Source organism: Microbacterium yannicii PS01, assembly GCF_000304335.1.
GTDB classification, from domain to species: Bacteria; Actinomycetota; Actinomycetes; order Actinomycetales; family Microbacteriaceae; genus Microbacterium; species Microbacterium yannicii_A.
Window position 1 is genome coordinate 1 of record NZ_CAJF01000018.1, and the last position, 19,943, is coordinate 19,943.

Genomic DNA, 19,943 nt, shown 5'->3' on the forward strand with positions numbered 1-19,943 from the left:
CTCGCTCATCTCCTCCGCTTATGACGGGCCGGTGGCCGAGGGTGAGGTCGATGCCGAGGTGCGGGGGTCCGTGAACGATCGGAGGAGATGGCAGAAGCGGGAGGACGGATCGGGGCGAAACACTCCTCCGTTTCCGCTCATCTCCTCCGGTTTTGCGACGGGCCGGTGGCCTAGGGGGTGAGGTCGATGCCAAGGCGCGACTCGATGCTGCGGATGGCGTTCTCCTGGCGCTCCCGGCGCTCCCGCTCGGCGGCGTCCACGGCGTCGGCGACGGTCTCGGCGAAGAGTCGGCCGCCCTCGAGCCCGGGGTGGATCTCGTCGCCCGCGAGCAGGTCGGTGCGCGGCGTGACCGCGCCGGACCAGTCCGCGATGCTCACGTTGCAGCGTGCGTCGGCGAACGCCTGCAGGTCGGCGTTCACGCCGGGGATCCAGTCGCGCGGCGCGTAGGCGTTCACCAGCACGAGGTGCCGTTCGGGTCCGACGGCGGCGACCATCCGCTCGAGCGATTCGGCGTTGACCGGTCCGTTGGTGCCGAGCGCGACGACGACGTACGGCCGCAGCCGTCCGGCATCGGCGAGGGAATCCAGGATGCCGGGGCCCGCCCAGATCGACCGTGACACCTCGGCGTCGACCTCGATGCCCGGCAGGCGCTCGAGCAGCCCGGGCGCCGATGCCAGCATGACCGAGTCGCCGACCGCCGTGATCTGATCGCCCGGGACGTGTGCGGAGGCCGGGTCTGCGGCATCCGTTCCCGTGGAGCCCTCGCCTGCGGCACCCGGAGTCGGCGTCGCACCCGGGGTTGCCGAACCCTCGGCGGCGGGGGTGGCCGCACCGGCCTCGGGGCTGGCCGCCGCCGACGCCTCGCGCATCGCCTCTTGGAGCGCGTGGCGTCCGGCCTCGACGACGGCCTCGCTGCTCGACACGGTCGGGGCGGCCGCGATGGCGGCGCCGGTTCCGGCGACGAAGAGCACGCCCGCCAGTGCGACTCCGATCGCCCGAACGCGCGCGCGTGGGCCGCTGCGCAGCCGGGCTCCGAGCACGTGGAGCGACCCCCGTAGCCCCCGCCGGCGCACCGGCATCTCGACGAAGCGATACGACAGAGCGGATGCCGCGGCCGTCGCCGCGAGCACTCCGAGTCCGATCCACACCGGCACGCCGGCCGAGGTTCCGGTGCCTTCGACAGCGGCGACCGCGAGCACCAGGAGCGGCCAGTGCCACAGGTAGATGCCATAGGAGCGGTCGCCGATCCACCGCAGCGGGGCGACGTCGATGCCCCGCCCGAACCACGAGCCCGGCCACACCCCGGCGACGATCGCGACGGCGGTGAGCGCGCTCGCGCCGAGGAGGCTGCCCGGGAAGGTCAGCGCGGAGTCCGCCGGCGCCACCATCGCGATCGCGACGATGCCGGCCACGGCTGCGATGCCGATGATGCCGCTGATGATCCGAGCGGCCCGGGTATCGATCCACGCTCGCTGCGTAGTGCCGGCAACCGCCGCTGCGGGAGCGTCCGAGGTGCCGGAGGCCGGCGCGGTCCGCGGGATGACGACCTTCCAGCCGGCCGGAAGCGCCACTCCATCAGGCAGCGCGGGCACGTGCGGCGCTGCCGCCGCCGAGACGGCGGCCTCCGGCATCCCATCGCTCTGCGCCACCGGCAGCCGCACGAGCACCCGCGCAAGCAGGAAAGCCAGGCCGACGCCGAGGAGCAGCCCGAACGCGTGCGTGTCGGTGCCGAAGTACGCGCGCGTGAGATCGTCGCCGCGGCTGACGACGGCGCCCATCCAGATCGCGGATGCCGCTGCGAGCGCCAGCGCGACCGCGACGCGCGCCCAGACCCGCGGCAGCAGCAGGAACAGCGGGAAGACGAGTGGCCAGAGCACGTAGAACTGCTCTTCGACCGCGAGCGACCAGAAGTTCCGGAAGAGCTCCGGCGTCGCGGCGGCGAAGTATCCGCCGCCGCCGGCGATCGAGACCCAGTTGTAGCTGAAGGTCGCGGCGCTGGCGACCTGGGCGCCCAGTCGTACGAGCACATCACCGCCGACGAGCCACGCCAGCGTCGAGCACACCGCTACGACCAGTCCGAGAGCGGGCAGGAGGCGTCGAGCTCGGCGCTGCCAGAACGTCCAGAGGCCGATGCGGCCGGTGGCGTCGTGCTCCCGCAGCAGCAGGCTCGTGATCAGGAAGCCGCTGATGACGAAGAAGACATCGACCCCGACGAATCCGCCCGGCAGCAGCGCCGGCGGGAAGAGGTGGTAGACGACCACCAGCGTCACCGCGATGGCGCGCAGACCGTCGAGTCCCGCGTAGCGAGCGGGGCGTTCGGCGGGCGCAGTCGACGTCATGTGTTCTCTCGAGGGGGGACGGCCAAGTCTACGACGACGCCTCTGAAGTCTCACCGTGAGTGGCGGTGCGGTGCCGTCGCCGGCCGGTCACGAACGGAGGAGATACGGCGGAACGGAGGAGGTTTGCGCGGGGACGGTCCTCCCCTTCCTGCCATCTCCTCCGCTCTCGCTCCGCCTGCACCGCGGCCCTGACCGCCCCAGTCCGCGCTGCCACCCGATCCCGCGCCACCACCCGATCCCGCGCCACCACCACCCGATCCCCGCCGCGACCACCCGATCCCGCGCTACCCCCCGATCCCCGCCACCCCCCGATCCCGCGCCAGAGCGGAGGAGATGAGTCAAGAGGGAGGAGGATTCGCCTCGACGGGTCCTCCTTACGTCCACAACTCCTCCGTTTCGTGCACGCCACCCCGCCGAGCACCGCACGCCACCCCGCCGAGCACCTCACGCCACCCCGCCGAGCACCTCACGCTCGCCGGGCGCCTCACCACGCCGTGCACGCCCATCCCGCCGGACGCCTCGCACCCTCCGAGCGCCCCCGCCGCCCCCGGCGCCAGAGGCGGAGGAGATGAGCCAAGAGGGAGGAGGATTCGCCTCGGCGGGTCCTTCGAACGTGTGCAACTCCTCCGTTCGCGTTCGGGCACCCTGCCACGCGCCACGGCTCGAAGCGCACCGATCCACGCCCTGGGCCAGCCGACCCCGCGCCCGAGACGGAGGAGATGCGGCAGAACGGAGGAGGCTCCGCCCAGCCCTGCCCTCCCATCCTGCGCATCTCCTCCGCATGCGCCGCTTACCGCCGCCGCACCTCGCGCCCGCGCCCCACCTCGCGCCCGCGCCCCACCTCGCCACGGCTCCTGCCGCGTCACCGGGATACGCCCGCAAGTAGGGTGGACGGGTGCGGATCCGGCTCGACATCGCCTACGACGGGACGCACTTCCGCGGCTGGGCGCGGCAACCGGGACTCCGCACGGTGCAGGAGACGCTCGAGTCCGCGCTGGGCCGGGTGCTCGGCGGCGAACCGCGGCTGGTGGTCGCGGGGCGGACGGATGCCGGGGTCCATGCCACCGGTCAGGTCGCGCACGTCGACCTCGATGAGAGCCAGGCCGAGCGGCTTCTCGCCCGCCGGCCACGCCCCGGGCACGACGCCCCGCCGACCGCACCGGCGCTCTCGCCGCCCGCATGTCGGGCGTGGTGGGCTCGTACTCCGACGTCGCGGTCACGCGCTCCGCCGAGGCCGCGCCCGGTTTCGACGCCCGCTTCTCGGCGGTGTGGCGGCGCTACGAGTACCGCATCGCCGACGCGGTCACCGGGTACGACCCGCTCGAGCGTCATCGCACGACCTCGGTGCGAGCATCCCTCGATCACGAGGCGATGGATGCCGCGGCCCGCAGCCTCATCGGCCTGCATGACTTCGCGGCCTACTGCAAGCCCCGCGAAGAGGCCACCACGATCCGCACGCTGCTCGAGTTCGACTGGCACCGGGACGAGGCCGGCGTCCTCGTCGCGAACGTCAAGGCCGATGCGTTCTGCCACAGCATGGTGCGCGCGCTGGTCGGCGCGTGCGTCGCCGTGGGCGAGGGCCGGCTCGACACGGAGGACGTCAGCGACATCCGCGACGCCCGCGAGCGCGTGCCCGAGGTGAAGGTGCTCGCCGCGCGCGGCCTGACCCTCACCCAGGTCGGCTACCCGGCCGACGACCTGCTCGCTCAGCGTGCCGAGCAGACCCGCGCGCGCCGGTCGTACGAGTGAGCGGCGTCAGCGCGAGTCGGCGCGGACCCGCGGTGTCTCGGAGCGGCTGATCAGCCGGTCGACGACGGTCGCACCCACGCGCTCCCATCGGTCGCCGCCCTGCTCGCTCGCCAGGGCCGAGGCCTCGCGTGCGGTGTAGATGAGGGCGTCGAGGTCGTAGCCGAGCGTCGACACCGGGGCCCAGCCGGCGCTCGCGGTCGGGCGGATGGCGAGGCTGCCGTGCACGTCGAGCTGCGGCACGCGGTCGAGAATGGTGCGCAGGTAGTCGCGCACGGTGGCGTCGGGGCGGGGCACGAGCACGACGACGGTTCCCGCTCCCGGCGAGCCGATGTCGGCCTCGGCGGGGAACACCGAGCCGACGGCGCGCTCGAACCGGCGCGACAGGTCGGCGAGGGCGCTCGCCCCGGCGGTCTGGCGGATGTCGGCAGCGTCGTCGAGGTGCAGGTAGACGATCGACCAGGGTTCGCCGGTGGCGGCGGCGCGCACCAGCCGGTCGCCCGCGGTGCGCTCGAACCGCTGCCACTCGTTCGAGGCGGCGGCGGTACGGACGAGGCCGCCGTCCCGCGTCGCCAGCCCGACGACGGCGACCAGCGCGCAGCCGACGTAGGCCAGCATCCCCACCGACGAGATCATGCGCAGCAGGCCGAAGTCGTCGCCGCCGGTGGGAGGGAAGAGCAGTCCGGTGAAGAGAGTTCCGACGCCGAGCACGAAGAACGCGATCGAGACGATCGCCATCGGCAGCACCAGTCGATCGTTCCGGCGGTCGGCGCCGCGCACCCAGTCGAGGAAGAACAGGCCCGCGAAGACGGATGCCGCGAGATACGCGACCCGGTAGGTCAGAGTGAACCAGACCATGTCGGGTGCGAGGGCCAGCGCCGTGCCCGCCACGGCCGCCATCGCGAAGCCGGTCCACGCGTACGGCGTGAGTCCCCACCACGCGCGGAAACCCGACCACAGGAATGCCGGGGCCCCGAGGAGCGCCCCGAGAGCGACGCGTCGCAGCGTCTCGGCGTCGTTGAGCTCGCCGGCAACGACGCCGTAGGTGGCCGTCATGGCCAGTGTGAAGGCGATGGACCAGTACAGGGTGGCCCTGCCGGGCTTGACCAGGAAGGCGATGCCGATGGTCAGCGCGGTGGCGAGCGTGGTGATCGCAGCCAACGCGATGCCGAGCTCCATCCCGGAGCTCACGAGCATGTCGTTCACGAGCGCACCTCCAGGTCGAGGTCGTGGGCATGGGGCAGTCGCACCCACACCGTGGTGCCTTCGCCCGCTGCGCTGTCGATGGTGAGGGTGCCGCCATGCGCGCGGACGATCTCGTTGGTGATGCCCAGGCCCAGCCCGGTGCCGCCCGCCGTCTCTTTGGCCTGCGTGGTGCGGTAGTACGGCGTCATGATGTTCGGAAGGTCGTCGGCCGCGATCCCGATGCCGGTGTCGCTGACCGCCAGCGCGACGCTGTCGCTCTCGAGGCGACCGACGATCTGCACGCGGCCGTCACGCGGAGTGTACTTGATGGCGTTGCTGACGATGTTGTCGACGACCTGGCGCAGGCGGAAACCGTCGGCGGTCACCGGCAGCGCCTCTTCGGCCTCGACGTCCACCGCGACCTCGTGCGCGGTCGCCGTGGCGCGGAACGACGCCACCGAGTCGAGAAGGATCGGCCGCAGGTCGATCTCGTCGAACGCGTCGCGCCGCGAGAAGCCGGCGCGCGAGGTCGACATCATGCTGTTGGTCATCTCGAGCATGCGCTCGCTGGCCGAGACGATCGCCTCGAAGCGCTCGCGCGTGCGCGGCGTGAGGTCGTCGAGCTCGAGGGCGAGCTCGGCGTTGCCGATCATCACGGTGAGCGGGTGCTTGAGCTCGTGCGACGCCATGGCCGTCAGCCGCTCCCGCTCGCGCTGCGCGTAGGTGATGACCGTGACGTCGTGGACGAGCAGCAGCACGCCGCTGTCCTCGTCGCCTGCGGCGCTCAGGCGCTTGGCGGTCACCGAGAGCGCGTGCCACTCGCCCTCCGGCGTGAACAGCCACACCGAGGCATCCGTGAAGGTCTCTCCGCGTGCGGCGCGCACGAAGGGCCGCTCAGACAGCGGAACCGGCATGCCGCGCTGCGCGGTGTACTCGACCGAGCGAGCCGGCAGCATCGGGTCGAGCGGGTCGAGGCCGTACAGGCGCGTGTACGCGTCGTTGGCGGTGATGAGGGTGCCGTCGCTCGAGATGCGGGCGATGCCGGTGTCGACGCCGTTGAGGATCTCGGTGGTGCGGCGCTCCTGGTCGGAGCGGCGCTCCAGCGTTGCGCTCAGCCGACCGGCTTGCCGGCGCAGCAGGCGCCTGAGCGATCTGGTGCGGCGCAGGGCGAGGTGCGCGGTGATCCCGAGGAACGTGAGCGAGACGAGCACGACGAAGACCCGCAGCGTCCCGGGTCCGCCCGGATTGGCCCATGTGTCGATGAGCAGGATGCCGCCGACCAGCGCCAGCATGGCGGCGAGGGCGACCGCGGGGAAATGCATCGCCACCCACATGACGGGGAACACCCAGAGGTAGCCCAGCCGGAGCTGGTTGCCGCTCGCCACGAACCCGATCGCCAGCGCGTCGGCGAACGGGATCGCGAGCACCGCAAGCGGTGGGAGGCGTGCCCACGGCACCGCGAGGGTGACGAGGGTCAGCACGATGAGGGCGAACATGCCGCCGGCGAAGTACCAGTTGCCGAAGAGGGTGGGCTCGAGAACCAGCACCAGGACGCACGTGAGCACAACGCTCGCGGCGAGGACGAGCTGGGTCAGCCACACCGAGCGGGTGCGCGCGTCCGGCGTTCCGACGACGAACGTCGGCAATGCGAGGCCCCCGGTCGCCATAGAAGCGATTCTATTCACGCTTCGCCCTCGAGCCCGCGCACCGATCCGGCTCGCCGTCAGGCGTTCTTGGGGAGGGCTTGTGCGAACCTTGCGCTTCCTCGGCGGCATCTGGGGCCTCGTCTTGCGGTCGGCCCGTCAAGCTGATGTCAGTCCCGGGGTCGGTACCCCGACTCCGACTCCGGGGCTTCCACTCCCGGACTTCTTCGAACCACAAGGCGACGATCGTGACAGACCTGGCTCCCATCCGCTCCACCGGCACCGCGCGTGCCGTCGAGCCGGTCGCGCCCCCCGTCACCGACGCCGCGGGCCACCACGCGACCATCGGCTGCGTCATCCCCGCCCACAACCAGGAGGAGTCGATCGCGCAGGTGATCGAGTCGCTGCTCGCCCAGACCCGCGTTCCCGACGTCGTCCACGTCGTGGTGGGAAACACCACCGACGCCACCGTAGACGTCGCGTCGCGGTACGCCGGGCCGCACGAGGTCGTCACGGTGCTCGGTGAGCAGTACACCGAGGTCTTCGTCCACGACATCGGCCGGAACCCCGGCGAGAAGGCCGGCGCGTTCAACTACGGCTACACCCTCCTCGAGGGCTATGACTTTCTGCTCGCCATGGACGGCGAGGCGGTCACTGATGACCGAGCGGTGGAATACCTGGAGTCGGAGGCGGTCGCAGAGACTCGCATCGGCGCCATGTCGGCGATCTCGTGGATCGACGACGCGTTCATCATCTTCTCGACGCAGGCTCTGCGCGAGGCGATGGAGCAGGGCAGCCGGTCTGCGCCGTGGGAGCGCACCGGCGAGGTCGCCGATCGGGCGGCCTCTCACGGCGGGATGCATCCCGTCGAGGTCCTGCACTTTCATCCGTCGACGGGCGGACGAGGTCTGATGCGAACCCGAATCGCATCGGAGAGTGGGGAGCGCCGCTAGCTGGGGAGCGCGGCGTGGGGGAGAAGAGGAGGCATCCGTTTCTGGGGAACGGATGCCTCCGCTTCCTTTTCGTGCGACGGTTTCGTGCGACGGTGCGGTGTCCGGCGGGCTCAGGCGGTCTCGGACGTGAGGCGGTAGCCCACCCCGCGCACCGTCTCGATGTAGCGGGGGCTCGCGGCGCTGTCGCCGAGCTTGCGGCGCAGATTGGTCATGTGCGCCTCCACCGCCCGCTTGTCGGCGTCGCCGACGAAGTAGCTGGTCACGTACGACTCGCCCCGCAGCACCAGCGTCAGGTCGGCCTTGCTGCGCACCCGGCGCTTGGACTCGAGCAGCGTCGCCAGCAGGTCGAACTCGGTGCGCGTGAGGTCGAGCTCTGCATCGCCGGCCACGGCGACGCGGTACTCGGGGTGCAGGCGCAGGTCGCGGTGGACGAGCCATTCCTCGACGGACTCCGTGTAGGTGTCGTTCCCGAGACCGGCAACGGCGGTCGCTTCGCTCGAGGAGGGGCGAGTCTCGACCTCGTCGAGGGGGACGACGTCGGCGTCGACCGCGTCGTGCGGTGGTGGGCTGGTCGTCCCGCTGGCCACGCGCGCTCCCGGGAAGGAGGGGCCCACGCTGTCCCGAGCGGGAAGCGGCGGAGCAGTCGTGGTGACGGCGCCCGTCGTCTCGCGGGAGCGGCGCAGCATCGCGTCGACGCGCGCGCGCAGTTCTCGCGGCCGGAACGGCTTCTGCAGGTAGTCGTCGGCTCCGGCACCGAGGCCGGCGATGACGTCGGCCTCTTCGTTGAGACCGGTCAGCATGATGATGAACGTGTCGGACTGGGCGCGGATGCGCTTGGCGGCCTCGAACCCGTCGATGCCCGGCATCGTGACGTCGAGCGTCGTCAGCACCGGCTGGTACGTCAGCACCGCCTTCACGCCGTCGATCCCGTTGCCGACCGAGACGGTGGTGAAGCCGGCGGCCTCGAGCACTTCGGCGAGGATCTGCCGGATCTCAGGATCGTCCTCGATGATGACGGCGGTCTTGAGTTCGTCTGGGGCGGTCATGGCGCGAGAGGGTCCTTTCGACCTTTCGACTTGCACCGGACCCCAACCCCCCAGCCGCGGCCCCCGACGCATGCGGCAAGTACACCTGATGCTACACATAACGGCCGACGGGCCGGACTCACCGCCCCGGGCCTGGGCGTCATCCGCCGGCTGACCTGGTCCCGTGTTGCCCTTAAGTCATCCGAGGGTCCACCGCAAGGCCAGGCGCGCGCAACCTCACGGGCCTAGGCTGGGCGGCGACATGAAGGTCATCTCGTACAACCTGCGCAAGCATCGCGCCGTGGGGGAGCTCGTCCACCTGGTCGAGCGTCACGGAGCCGATGTGCTCTGTCTGCAGGAGGCCGACACCTCCGACCTGCCGGAGGAGATCTCGGGTCTGAGGCTGGCTGAGTCGACGCAGCGCAACCGGCTCGGGCTGGCGGTGTACTACCGCGAGAACACGTACCGTGCCGACGAGGTGCGCGCCCTGGCGCTGAAGAAGTCGCTTCACGACCGCGTGCTGAAGCCGGCGGAGGAGCGGATGCTGGGGGTCCGGCTGCACGATATCGACGAGAACGTCGACTTCATCGTGGCGTCGTTCCACGCGGCGCCGCTCACCGCCCTGAATTCGCTGCGGCGGCACCAGATCCGCACGGCGCTTGCCGAGCTGCAGCAGCTGGGCGCCGATCTGCCGTCGCTGATGGTGGGCGACTACAACTACCCGGTGTTCAAGGAGCATCTGAGCCAGCACGTGCGCGAGCAGGGGTACGAGCTGAATCTCAGCGACTCGCGCACCTATACGCGCTACCGGTTCTTCCGCGGGCACTACGACTTCGCGACGTCCGTCGGCTTCGAGATCGACCGGGTGCGCACCCTCCCGCAGGGTTTGAGCGACCACCTGCCGATCCTCGTGACCGCGCACCCCTTGGCCGGCGTACGTCGCACCGTCGAGGCCCAGACCGGCGCCGCCTGACGCTCCGGTCCCTGAGCCCCTCCGGTCCCTGAGCCTCCTCCGGCCCCTGAGCCTCCTCCGGTCCCTGAGCCTCCTCCGGCCCCTGAGCCTCCTCCGCCCCCTGAGCCTCCTCCGGTCCCTGAGCCTCCTCCGGTCCCTGAGCCTCCTCCGGTCCCTGAGCTTGTCGAAGGGCGCCTGACCCGCGCTCGACCGGGGTGAACGCACCTGCCTCCGCGCGGTATCGTTGCGACACTCGCGCGGCATCGGGGCAGCGCCCGACGAGAGGGTTGCCCGCCATGAACGCCGCAGGGGATGCCGCAACCGGCGACACCGCCGCGCTTGTGGTGGTGCCCACCGCGGTGCGTGATCGGCGCATGCGTCACGATGCGCGCCGGTGGCTCGTGGCGTATGTCGTGGCGCTGACGTTGATCGCCCTGTGGCCGACGCCGGTGGATCGCGGGGCCGCGGGCCTCCTGTCCGCGATCACCCGGACGGTGCCGTGGCTCACGTACGACGTGATCGAGACGGCGGCGAACGTCGTGCTGTTCGTCCCGTTCGGCGTGCTGCTGACCCTCGTGCGCCCGCGGTCGTCGTCGCCGTGGTGGGTGTTGGGCATCGCGCTGGCCGCGACCGTCGCGATCGAGCTCGCCCAGGCCGTTCTTCTGCCCGAGCGGACTCCGAGCGAGCGCGATGTGCTGGCGAACCTCTGCGGTGCCGCGATCGGTCTGGGTGCGGTGCTGTGGCTCCGCAGGCAACGCGAAGAAATGGGGCTCGGTACCTCCGGCGACCGGGTCGTGTAGCTCGACCTGCATCGGTGTTTCGAACCTGCCGAGCGAAGCCGCGAGCTTCAGATCGGCGCTGATACGCTTGGCCGTCCGTGCAGGAATCTGAGGAGGTGGTACCCGTGAACGAATTGACGTCGGTGCTCCTCTGGGGAGTCGCGGTCGGGCGATAGGTCGTCCGGGAGCGCCGCATAGTGGCAGCACTCCTGAAAGGCACGACCATGCACTTCACTTGTGAACAGATTCTCGACGAGGGCATCACCGAGCGTCGATTCACTGTCGGCGACTTCTCCGGCATTCTGTGGACGCCGCAAGCAGCTTCGGCGTCCACGCCAGTTCCACTCATCCTGATGGGACAGCCCGGCGGGTTCGGCATCCGACGGATGTATACCCGCCTGGTTGTACGGGCGCTCAGCGCCGCTGAGCAGGGCTTTGCTGCGGTCTCCATAGAGCCGCCCGGGGCTGGCGACCGAAGGCCGTTGCCCGGTGCGGAGCAGGCGCGAGCAGACCTCATCCGTGCAATCTCCACTGGCGGTCGGCCGGCCGCGGACGTCATAGACCGACTGATCCTTCCGCTGGTGGATCACGCTGTGCCAGAGTGGCAGATCACTCTCGACGAGGTGCTCGACCGTCCCGAAATCGGCGAGAAGGTCGGATTTTCGGGTGGGGTGATCGCGGTCGGCACCCGCCTTGCCGCCATCGATTCACGTATCACGGCGGCCGGACTCTTTGCTGGAAGCTACGTGCCGCGCAAGACGATGGAAGAGGCGCGCCAAGTCACCATCCCGCTCCACGTTCTCCTGCAGTGGGATGACGAGGGAAATGACCGCAGTATGGCTCTCGATCTGTTCGACGCCTTCGCATCGACCGAGAAGACTCTCTCCGCCAACATGGGTGGCCACACAGGCGTCCCGCAATTCGCGGGAGAGGACGTGGCCCGCTTCTTCGCCCGCCATCTCGGCCCAGTCGTTGGCTGAGGGTGCGCCGGCCTCGACTATCGCAGGCCGGGGTCGGCCTCGTTCCACTTCTCGATTCCCTGCACGACCCAGAACGCGAAGAACAGCCCCAGCGCGGCCGCTTCGGCCAGCAGGATGAGCGGGATGCCGTAGGCGTCGGCCTGCGGCAGCAAGATGACGTACGCCACGAGCACCAGTGCGAGCCCGACGGCGATCGCGGCGTAGAGCACGCGGTACACCAGCCGCGGCGGTGCCTCCCGGCGCGGGAAGGCACTCCGGATCGCGACCGCCGCGAACAGCGCGAAGAACGCGATCGTCGCGGCGAAGTGGCCCTGCTGCAGAAACGTGTCGCGTGCGAAGGTCCATGTCAGTCCGACCGCTGCGAGCACGGCGACCGTGACGGCGAGCGAGAACCCGATCGCCGCCAGCGAGACCTGGCGAAGAGCCGCGAGAAGGAGGGCGACCAGCACGGTGACCCCGCCGACCACGAGGTACGTGCCGACGCCGTTCGCGGCATCCGCTTCGTATGCCGGTGGAAAGCAGCGATGCGCGCACGTCACCGAGACGCCAGGGATCGCATCGGGCACGACCGTCGTCGGCACCAGGGCGATGAGCGGGGCGAAGAGTGCAGCGGCGTCGAGCAGGGCGCGTTCGGTGCCGCGGCCCGAGAGCGCGACGAGGGCGAGGGCGACGGCGATCAGGGCACCGACGAACGCGTTGCGCGCGGGCGTGTAGAAGTAGTCGCTCACCGAGGTCAGCCAGCCGACGGATGCCGCGGCCAGGCCGACCGCGACGAAGATGACCACGACCGTCCCGGCGACGCCGATTCGCAGGTACCGGTAGGTGCGCTCGATCGACGTCGACACAGGCACGGTCATGCCGCCGACGATACCGCGAGCCGCGGACCTCGACGGTCGTTGCCGACCGCCGTTCGCGGGTCACTTCGCGCGCTACGCGACCGTGATTCCCGCAGGAACTGTCCCTCGAACCCTGATGGCGGCTCGGAAGTTTGTGTTCGCGGGTCACTTCGCGCGGCTTCACCACCGTGATACTCGCGCGACGTGCCCCTCGAACCCTGATGGCGACTCAGAGGAGTGTTGTGTTCGCGGGTCACTTCGCGCGGCTTCACCACCGTGATACCCGCGCGACGTGCCCCTCGAACGCTGATGGCGGCTTGGAGGTGTGTCTTCGCGGGTCACTTCGCGCGGCTTCACCACCGTGATACCCGCCCTACCTGTCCCTCGAACCCCGATGTGGCTCGGGCCGCTTGTTCGCAAGTCAGTTCGCGCGGCCACGCGACCGCGACTCGCGCAGGAAGTGCCCCTCGGATGCTGCGGAGCGAGCCCGCGAGGGAACTCAGTCGTTGTCGCGCATGCGGCGAGCGACAGCCGCGAAGGCGAGGGCCGCGCCGGCAGCCACCAGCGCGCCGCCGCCGATCCACAGGCCGAGCGTCGACGAGCTGTCGAGACCGGTCGCGGGAAGGCCGTCGGCCCCGGTGATCGTGAGGGCGGCGGTGCCGCCGGCCGATGTCGACGAGACGGCGGCGATGTTGTACGTGCCCGACGCGTTGGCGGGGAGGGTGACTCCGACGCGGGCGAGGGAGCCGTTGGACTCCGAGGTGACGATCTCGCTCGCCGTCGAGATGGCGAAGCGCACCATGCCGATCGAGGCGTTCGCGCCGTTCTCGCCGGTGACCGTGATCGTGACGCTCTCGTCACCCGAGAAGGTGCCGGCGGCGCACTGGAAGCCGATGGTCTCGCCGGCCTGCGCGGTCGCGGGTGCCGTGGTGCACGAACCCGACGGCGGGTAGATCGTCGACGACGCCTGCGCCGCGGCGGGAGCGCCGAGGATCGCGAAGGACGCCAGCGCGGCAACGGCTGCCACTCGGGCAACGGGCGAGGCGCGGCGTTCGGCACGCAGACGTGAGGCGATCATCGGCTCCAGACTACGGGTGCCGCCGTGGTCCTACCAAACTGAAGAACCCCTGTTCACTCAGCTGTAACTGCAGGTGGCGGTCACGTCGGCGACCGGCGCGGTGGTGGGCGTGCCCACGACCTCGATGGTCGCCGCTCCCGGCGTCACGGCCTTGGCGGTCACCGCCGCGGTCACCGACTGCCCCGGCGCGAGGTCGGCCGAGAAGCTCACGACCCGCCGGCCGTCGTGCATGCCGCCGCCGAATCCGGCGCCGTTCGACATCGTCGCGTCGGCCAGTTCCCACCCCTCGGGCAGATACGCGTAGGCCACGGTGCGAGCGATCCCCGGCTCCACGCCGAAGGCTCCACCGCCGGTGATGTACGCGGGCAGCGACGCTGCGTCCGCGGGCGCATTGTTAGCGATCGTCACCGACATCGTCGCGTCGCCGACTGTGGTGCCGGCGGCGTCCACGCGGCAGTCGTTCCAGGTGAGGGTCGAAGTGGCGGTTTGGTAGAAGTCCATCTTCGAGCCGGTGCCGTCGTTGAGGTAGACGCCGAAGCGGGCGGTCGCGGCATCCGTCACCGGCAGCCCGCCCGCGAGAGTCGTGTCGGCGAGCACGGCCTGCTCGTCTTCGTGTGCGCTCCACAGCAGCAGGCGGTTCTCGTCGCCGGCCTTGCCCAGCGCCTCGACCAGGGCGGCGGGATCGACCCCGCCGTTGGCCATCCGGTCGAACACCATCGCGGCGGCGGCGGCGAAGAAGGCGTCCTGGTCGGCGGGGCGCTCGTAGCGGAGGTACGCCTCGTTGAGCAGGAGCGGCACGGCGGTCTCGGGGGTCAGCACGTCGCCGGTGGGCATCTCGATCGGTCCCGTCGCCGCCAGCAGATACGACAGCGCGACGGGGTCGAGGGCGATGACGCCGTCGACCTGCTGACCGCCGTGCTCGCGCGCCCACATCTCGCGGGCGAGTGCGGCCGCCACGGCGAAGTCGGGGGCCTGCGTGACGTTCTGGATCCACCGGCCCGGGCGCTCGCCGTACAGCGCGGTCATCTCGTCGCCGAGCGGCAGCACCGACGCGTCGTAGCGGGGGTAGTCGGTCGACGACTCCTGCGCGGCGAGGCTGAGCGCGCCGCCGTCGGTGTGCAGCAGCGCCATGGCGCCCGGGATGCCGCCCAGCGAACGCCACTCGGCGTTGTTCTGGAACAGCACGAGGTAGTTGCGCGGCCCCTCGGCGCCGAGCATCGCGGGCAGCAGGGTGGTCGCTCGAGAGAGCGCGCTCGTGGCCACCGTGGTCTCGGCGAGCAGCGCGTCGACCTGATCGACGGCGCCGCGCACGGGCGAGAGCAGCGGGGTGCGATCGATGGCCGAGACGGATGCCGCGGCGGCGGCGATCCCGTCGGCTGCCGTGTGCGCGGCATCCTGGATCTGCACGATGGTCGTCAGGTCGATGCGGCCGTCCTGCGGGCGAAGGGCGTCGAGAGGGAACCCGGCGGCCGCGTCTGCGAGCGGCGCGAGGGCGTCGGACGCGATGTCGTCGAGCGACGCCGCCACGCTCGAGACCGCCGCGAGCTGCGGACCGATCCAGGGCGCGCCCTCGGCGAGTCTCCAGATCGGATCGGAGGTGAGATCGTGCGCCGCTGCCGTGTGCGGAGCGATGCCGGCCACGGTATCGGCGGCGGCAGCAGGGTCGGACAGCTGAGCGCCGGCGCCGGATGCCGCAGCCTGCGCGTCGCGCAGGTGACCGTACGCGAGGGCACCGCGGATGCCGATCCAGGCGACGACGAGAACGACGGCGATGAGCACGCCGGCCAGCACCCAGGCGAAGACTCGACCCGCCGTGCGCGCAGAGGAGGGCAGCGGTGAAGTCACCGCACCACCCTACGACGCCCGCCCGAGCGTTCACCGCGCGCGATCAGGCGCGTCCACTTCCTTCTGCTCCGCGGCGACCGCGGCTTCCGCGCCGTCGAGCCGGAGCTCTTCGACCGGGACCTCCCGCAGGTAGTGGTCGAATCCAAGCCGACCCCTGGTGAGAACGACGATGAGGAGCGCGGCGCCCCCGAAGCCGACGAAGCCGTTGACGAGGCTTCCGGCCTGGGCGGGGAACAGCGCCCCGATGTAGATCGAGAACGCGTTGATCGACGTGTGGGCGAGGATCGTCATGAACAGACTTCCGCGGGTCCGGTTGTAGATCCACGAGAGGATGACCGTGATCGGGATGACGCTCGCGATGTAGATGAGCATGGCCGGGAGGTTGACTCCGCCGTTCTGCGCCGCCCACGTCGGCATCATGTACTGCGGGAAGTGCCAGAGCGCCCACAGCACACCCAGGATCAGCGTGCCGACGAGCGGTCCCCAGTAGCCGAGCTTCGCCTCCATTCGCGGGAGCGCGAATCCCCGCCAGCCGGGTTCCTCGAGGAGCGGCCCGCCGACGACCAGCACCAGTACGAAGTAGACGGCATAGCTCGCCCAGCCTCCGGGCAGCCCGGGCAGCGCCGGCGGGACGGGCGCGACGGTGGGGTCGAAGGACGCGATGGCCCCTGGCAGGGGCAGCGTGCCGAGCACCAGGACGACCGGTATGCCCACGAGCACCACCAGGTACCAGACCCAGTTCACTCGCACGCGGATCATCCGCTTCAGCAGGTGCAGCACGCCGGAGCGCCCGTACAGCACCGCCTGCATGGTGAACGCGGCGACGAACGGACCGGCGGTGATCAGCACGATCGTGACCCACGTCGTCGGCAGGTCCGGTTGAGGGATGACGTGGACGAGCACCACCGCCCACGAGATGAGCACCGCGAGCGCGAAGTACGCGATGAGCGGGTACCGACGCAGCAGCCGGATCACGGCCAGTCCCTTTCCTGAGGCGGTGTTGCTCAGCGGGTGAAGAAGGCGTTCGCCGACTTCGTGTAGAGCAGGATCACGCCGATGATCGACGGCAGCGCCGACAGGAGCGCGGTCCATAGGCTCTGCGTTCCTGTGAACATCTGGATGACCGCGTTGACGATGTTCAGAACGAACACGACGGTGACGATGATCCTCGCCACGTTGCTGCCTCGGAACAGGCCGAAGCTCACGATGATCACGACGATTCCGACGATGATCGAGATGACGGCGGCGATGATGAGCGCCTCGCGGCTCATACTGGCGACTTCCAGGCCGCTGATGATCATGAGGATGCCGCCGAGGATGCTGAAGAATCCAGAAATCCAGGCGAGAACCGCCACGATGGTGACCCCGACGGGGCGTGACTGTGCCATGAACGTACTCCGTTGTTCGTTCCCCAGCTCACGAACGTGAGTTGCGCACAACGTACTGGGTCGACGCCACACCCGTCTACAGGGCAGGCAGGCGGGCGCTTACGACCCGAAGTACTCCCGCGCCTGGCGCGTGTAGAGCAGGATCAGCCCGACGATCGACAGCGCCGAGCCGAGGATCGCCGACCACAGGCTCTCACCGTTGAACATGCCGAGCACTTCGAACACGATGTTGATGACGAACACGATGGTCGCGATGGTGCGTGCGGTCGGGTTGCCGCGCCACAGGCCGACGCCGACCGCCAGGGTGACCGCGCCGATCACGAGACTGATCCATCCGACGACGGCCGGCCACGTCACGAACTGCGCCGTGATGATCACGATGACCGAGCCGATGACCTGCACAAAGCCCGACAGCCACGCGATGATCGCGACGAGGGTGACACCGAGGGGGCGCTGCGCCATGTGAATTGTCCTTCGTCTTGTCGAGCACGGGTGCTTCGGTCACAACGTAGCGGCCGCGCCGGTCGGCGGGATAGCCCGAGTTGAGGCTGTCCGATCCGCGACGTATTCTGTTGCCCTCGGCCGGAGAGAGGGGAAACTCCGGTGGAGGACCGAGCGGACTGGCATCCGATCCTGGCGGCGGTCGAGGGACCGACCGGAACGTGGCGCATGATCGCGCCCGACGGCAGTCAGTACGGCACGATCGAGATCCGTCGCGTGATGAACGGCGCCGACGTCCGCTATCGCGTGGTGCGGCGCGGCGAGGTGCTCGGCTGGGCGACCACGCTGCGTGAGGCGTGCCAGCGCGTGCATCGCGTCTACATCGACGCGCACGGCCCCCGCGGCGGAGCCGTCGCCGACTGGGGCGAGCTCACCGGCCGGGGGCGCCGTGCAACAGCCCGTCAGTCGCCGAAGTAGGCGCGGGCGGAGCTGGTGTAGAGCAGGATCAGGCCGATGATCGACAGGATGCTGCCGCTGATGGCCGACCACAGGCTCTCGCCGTTGAACATGCCCAGCACCTCGAGCACGATGTTGGCGATGAAGACGATCGTGGCGACCGTGCGTGCGGTGCGGCTGCCGCGCCAAAGCCCGACGCCGACGATGAGGGTCACGATGCCGATCGCGAGGCTCAGCCAGGCGACGAGCGCGACCGGGGTGATGACGAGGGCGGCGACGATGACGAAGATCGAGGCGATGATCTGAAGAAGGCCGCTCACCCACGCGATGATCGCGACGATGGTGACGCCCACAGGACGCTTGTTCATGAGTTTCTCCGATGGCGAGGGTTGCGTACTGGCCCTCACCGTAGCGGCGCCGCGTGACGAGCGCGAGGGGGTCCCACGCGCTCATGGTCGTCCAACCGGATACGACACGGTCATTCGCACGGTGTGAAGACATCCCCGCAGCTTCCTTGGGGGACTCGCAGAACGCGAATACTGCGGGGATGCCGGTCACGCCAGCGGCTCGTCATCCCGATCGTACCAACCGGACAATTCCTCGAGAAGAGGGTCGGCCGCGGGCGTGACGTCCCTTCCCGTTCGCTGCCCGGCGGCCTAGACTCGACCCATCCCTCGCCGGGAGCAATGGAGCTTGAGGTATGGCAGGTCGGTTCAGGACAGTGCCGGTGAGCGACACCGGCTGGCTCATCTCTGACACCGCCTATCCGCTCGACGACTCGCGCCATGTGGTCGCGCACATCGAGGCGAAGCAAGACATCTTCGACGTCACCTGGTTGCGGCACCTGCGCCTTCCCATGTCCTACATCCGGCTGGAGGACGCGCTGCACGACGTCGAGCGACGCACTGCGACTGGCACGCTTCAGCGCTCGACCCGACCGATCAAGATCCCGCACCTTCCGCCCGTGCGGTAGACGTGCGCCCATGAGTGCCGACTTGTATCCCGCCGCATGAGAACGCCAGGATGAGGGATGCCGCGACACAACGCGGCTGCGCCGGCACAGGGGACACGATCACGGTCGGCGAACGCGGCTCTGGGGAGAGCACGCGCACTGGGGAATGAGTCTGGGGATTCAGGATGAGCAAGGGTGAGACGCGTTCTGCCCAACGGCGTTACGACCGAACTCGCGACGCGTATCTGCGCGATCGACTCGGATCGGCGAAAGCCCGCCCGAGGATCGTCGCCGAGTATCGCGGCGATGTGGGCTGGAAGCGCTCGCGGGGCGGGAGGCTCGACGTGCAGAAGGCAGAACAGCTGCGCGCCGCGGGCGTGACGCTCGTCCGGGTGCGTCGATTCTTCACGACCCGCGAGATCACCCTGCGGCGGTACCTCGGCTGAAGGCCGCTGAGGGTGAGGGCCCGTGTGGGTCGGCCTCGCCCGACGCGTCTCCAGCACACCGCGGGCACTCGGTGAACCGGCCGAGATCGAGGACCGAACGAATCGATCTCGTCGACTGGATCCATCATGACAGGGCCCTCCGACATCGCCCGAAGCGCCGATCACCACCGCCGCTGCACCGACCACGCCTGGTGCAACCACCCCCGCGTTGCGATGATGGGCGGTGACGTCGTCCCTCCTGCGCGACGCCCGGAAGCGGGGCCTCCATGACATCGCCGACAATCGCGACCGCCTCGGCATCGGACGAAGCCGCGGTTCTCGCCGTCCTGGTGCTGGCGTTCGGCTCGGATCCTGCGACGCGCTGGACCTGGCCCGCTCCCGACGAGTACCTCCGGCATTTCCCTGTCTTCGCGCGGATCCTCGGAGGCAAGGCGTTCTCACACGGGAGTGCGTACTACGCCGACGGCTACGGGGGTGGGGCGCTGTGGTTGCCGCCGGGCGTCCATCCGGACGAGGGCGCGCTGGCCGAGGTGATGCAATCCTCCAGCGCCGCGCCGCCGGAGGACGTCTCCGCGCTGTTCGAACAGATGGAGCGGCATCACCCGCAGGAGCCGCACTGGTATCTGCCGTTCATCGGGGTCGACCCCTCCCACCAGGGCGAGGGATACGGCGGGGCGTTGATGACGCATGCGCTCATGGCCTGCGATCGCGACCACACCCCGGCCTATCTCGAGTCCAGCAACCCGAAGAACGTCCCCCTCTATGAGCGGCACGGGTTCGACCTGCTGGGAACCATTCGGGTGGGAGAGTCGCCGCCGATCTTCCCCATGCTCCGCCGGCCACGGTGACCGCTCCCGCGGGCCCCGCCGACGCTCCACCACTGCCGGCCCAACCCACCG

19 protein-coding genes and 1 pseudogene are annotated in these 19,943 nt (G+C 70.0%); 9 read left to right on the forward strand and 11 right to left on the reverse strand.

Annotation, left to right across the window (positions count from 1 at the left end):
• Positions 1 to 170: 170 nt before the first annotated feature.
• Positions 171 to 2,339, reverse strand: coding sequence for an acyltransferase family protein (locus WYM_RS19985; RefSeq protein WP_019180940.1), 2,169 nt, complete (start codon positions 2,337 to 2,339; stop codon positions 171 to 173).
• Positions 2,340 to 3,234: 895 nt separating this feature from the next.
• Between WYM_RS19985 and truA the strand changes: the two are divergent.
• Positions 3,235 to 4,088, forward strand: a pseudogene (gene truA, locus WYM_RS19990) (tRNA pseudouridine(38-40) synthase TruA).
• Positions 4,089 to 4,094: 6 nt separating this feature from the next.
• Here truA and WYM_RS11270 read toward each other — a convergent pair.
• Positions 4,095 to 5,282: a hypothetical protein gene (locus WYM_RS11270; RefSeq protein WP_237739404.1), complete on the reverse strand. Its 1,188-nt coding sequence runs from the start codon at positions 5,280 to 5,282 to the stop codon at positions 4,095 to 4,097.
• A gap of 5 nt (positions 5,283 to 5,287) precedes the next feature.
• Positions 5,288 to 6,937, reverse strand: a complete 1,650-nt coding sequence (locus WYM_RS11275) for a sensor histidine kinase (protein ID WP_019180944.1) — start codon at positions 6,935 to 6,937, stop codon at positions 5,288 to 5,290.
• Between the two features lie 224 nt (positions 6,938 to 7,161).
• Between WYM_RS11275 and WYM_RS11280 the strand changes: the two genes are divergently transcribed.
• Positions 7,162 to 7,866 (forward strand): glycosyltransferase, encoded by a 705-nt coding sequence (locus tag WYM_RS11280; protein ID WP_019180945.1) that lies wholly within the window; start codon positions 7,162 to 7,164, stop codon positions 7,864 to 7,866.
• A gap of 110 nt (positions 7,867 to 7,976) precedes the next feature.
• Here WYM_RS11280 and WYM_RS11285 read toward each other — a convergent pair whose 3' ends face one another.
• Positions 7,977 to 8,912: a response regulator transcription factor gene (locus WYM_RS11285; protein WP_019180946.1), complete on the reverse strand. Its 936-nt coding sequence runs from the start codon at positions 8,910 to 8,912 to the stop codon at positions 7,977 to 7,979.
• A 241-nt stretch (positions 8,913 to 9,153) separates the two neighbouring features.
• Here WYM_RS11285 and WYM_RS19995 point away from each other — a divergent pair, with 241 nt between their 5' ends.
• The 3 genes from WYM_RS19995 to WYM_RS11300 all read left to right on the forward strand — a co-directional run bounded on the left by WYM_RS19995 (position 9,154) and on the right by WYM_RS11300 (position 11,602).
• Positions 9,154 to 9,864: an endonuclease/exonuclease/phosphatase family protein gene (locus tag WYM_RS19995; protein WP_019180947.1), complete on the forward strand. Its 711-nt coding sequence runs from the start codon at positions 9,154 to 9,156 to the stop codon at positions 9,862 to 9,864.
• 275 nt (positions 9,865 to 10,139) lie between these two features.
• Positions 10,140 to 10,643: a VanZ family protein gene (locus WYM_RS20000; protein ID WP_019180948.1), complete on the forward strand. Its 504-nt coding sequence runs from the start codon at positions 10,140 to 10,142 to the stop codon at positions 10,641 to 10,643.
• Between the two features lie 176 nt (positions 10,644 to 10,819).
• On the forward strand, positions 10,820 to 11,602 hold the full coding sequence (locus WYM_RS11300) for an alpha/beta hydrolase (RefSeq protein WP_237739400.1): 783 nt from the start codon (positions 10,820 to 10,822) through the stop codon (positions 11,600 to 11,602).
• A 17-nt stretch (positions 11,603 to 11,619) separates the two neighbouring features.
• Here WYM_RS11300 and WYM_RS11305 read toward each other — a convergent pair whose 3' ends face one another.
• From WYM_RS11305 to WYM_RS11330, 6 genes are all read right to left on the reverse strand, one after another.
• A complete protein-coding gene (locus WYM_RS11305; protein ID WP_019180950.1) occupies positions 11,620 to 12,459 on the reverse strand; it encodes a hypothetical protein in 840 nt (279 codons plus the stop codon).
• Positions 12,460 to 12,937: 478 nt separating this feature from the next.
• Positions 12,938 to 13,516, reverse strand: coding sequence for an LPXTG cell wall anchor domain-containing protein (locus WYM_RS11310; protein WP_019180951.1), 579 nt, complete (start codon positions 13,514 to 13,516; stop codon positions 12,938 to 12,940).
• A gap of 57 nt (positions 13,517 to 13,573) precedes the next feature.
• Positions 13,574 to 15,361, reverse strand: a complete 1,788-nt coding sequence (locus WYM_RS11315) for a DUF4012 domain-containing protein (protein ID WP_026059751.1) — start codon at positions 15,359 to 15,361, stop codon at positions 13,574 to 13,576.
• Positions 15,362 to 15,391: 30 nt separating this feature from the next.
• Positions 15,392 to 16,336, reverse strand: coding sequence for a CPBP family intramembrane glutamic endopeptidase (locus WYM_RS20005; protein WP_019180953.1), 945 nt, complete (start codon positions 16,334 to 16,336; stop codon positions 15,392 to 15,394).
• Positions 16,337 to 16,365: 29 nt separating this feature from the next.
• The gene (locus tag WYM_RS11325; RefSeq protein ID WP_019180954.1) at positions 16,366 to 16,749 is read right to left on the reverse strand and encodes a hypothetical protein; all 384 of its coding nucleotides are present in this window, start codon (positions 16,747 to 16,749) and stop codon (positions 16,366 to 16,368) included.
• Between the two features lie 99 nt (positions 16,750 to 16,848).
• A complete protein-coding gene (locus WYM_RS11330; RefSeq protein WP_019180955.1) occupies positions 16,849 to 17,211 on the reverse strand; it encodes a hypothetical protein in 363 nt (120 codons plus the stop codon).
• Positions 17,212 to 17,352: 141 nt separating this feature from the next.
• On the opposite strand from WYM_RS11330, the gene WYM_RS11335 reads away from it, so the two are divergent.
• Positions 17,353 to 17,667, forward strand: coding sequence for a hypothetical protein (locus WYM_RS11335; RefSeq protein WP_019180956.1), 315 nt, complete (start codon positions 17,353 to 17,355; stop codon positions 17,665 to 17,667).
• Here WYM_RS11335 and WYM_RS11340 read toward each other — a convergent pair.
• Positions 17,652 to 18,014 (reverse strand): hypothetical protein, encoded by a 363-nt coding sequence (locus tag WYM_RS11340; protein WP_019180957.1) that lies wholly within the window; start codon positions 18,012 to 18,014, stop codon positions 17,652 to 17,654. The genes WYM_RS11335 and WYM_RS11340 overlap by 16 nt on opposite strands.
• Before the next feature lie 359 nt (positions 18,015 to 18,373).
• Here WYM_RS11340 and WYM_RS11345 point away from each other — a divergent pair, with 359 nt between their 5' ends.
• The 3 genes from WYM_RS11345 (at position 18,374) to WYM_RS11355 (ending at position 19,892) form a co-directional block, all read left to right on the forward strand.
• The gene (locus tag WYM_RS11345; protein WP_237739401.1) at positions 18,374 to 18,619 is read left to right on the forward strand and encodes a hypothetical protein; all 246 of its coding nucleotides are present in this window, start codon (positions 18,374 to 18,376) and stop codon (positions 18,617 to 18,619) included.
• 164 nt (positions 18,620 to 18,783) lie between these two features.
• Positions 18,784 to 19,044, forward strand: coding sequence for a hypothetical protein (locus WYM_RS11350; RefSeq protein ID WP_019180959.1), 261 nt, complete (start codon positions 18,784 to 18,786; stop codon positions 19,042 to 19,044).
• Between the two features lie 266 nt (positions 19,045 to 19,310).
• Positions 19,311 to 19,892 (forward strand): GNAT family N-acetyltransferase, encoded by a 582-nt coding sequence (locus WYM_RS11355; protein WP_019180960.1) that lies wholly within the window; start codon positions 19,311 to 19,313, stop codon positions 19,890 to 19,892.
• Positions 19,893 to 19,943 lie beyond the last annotated feature (51 nt).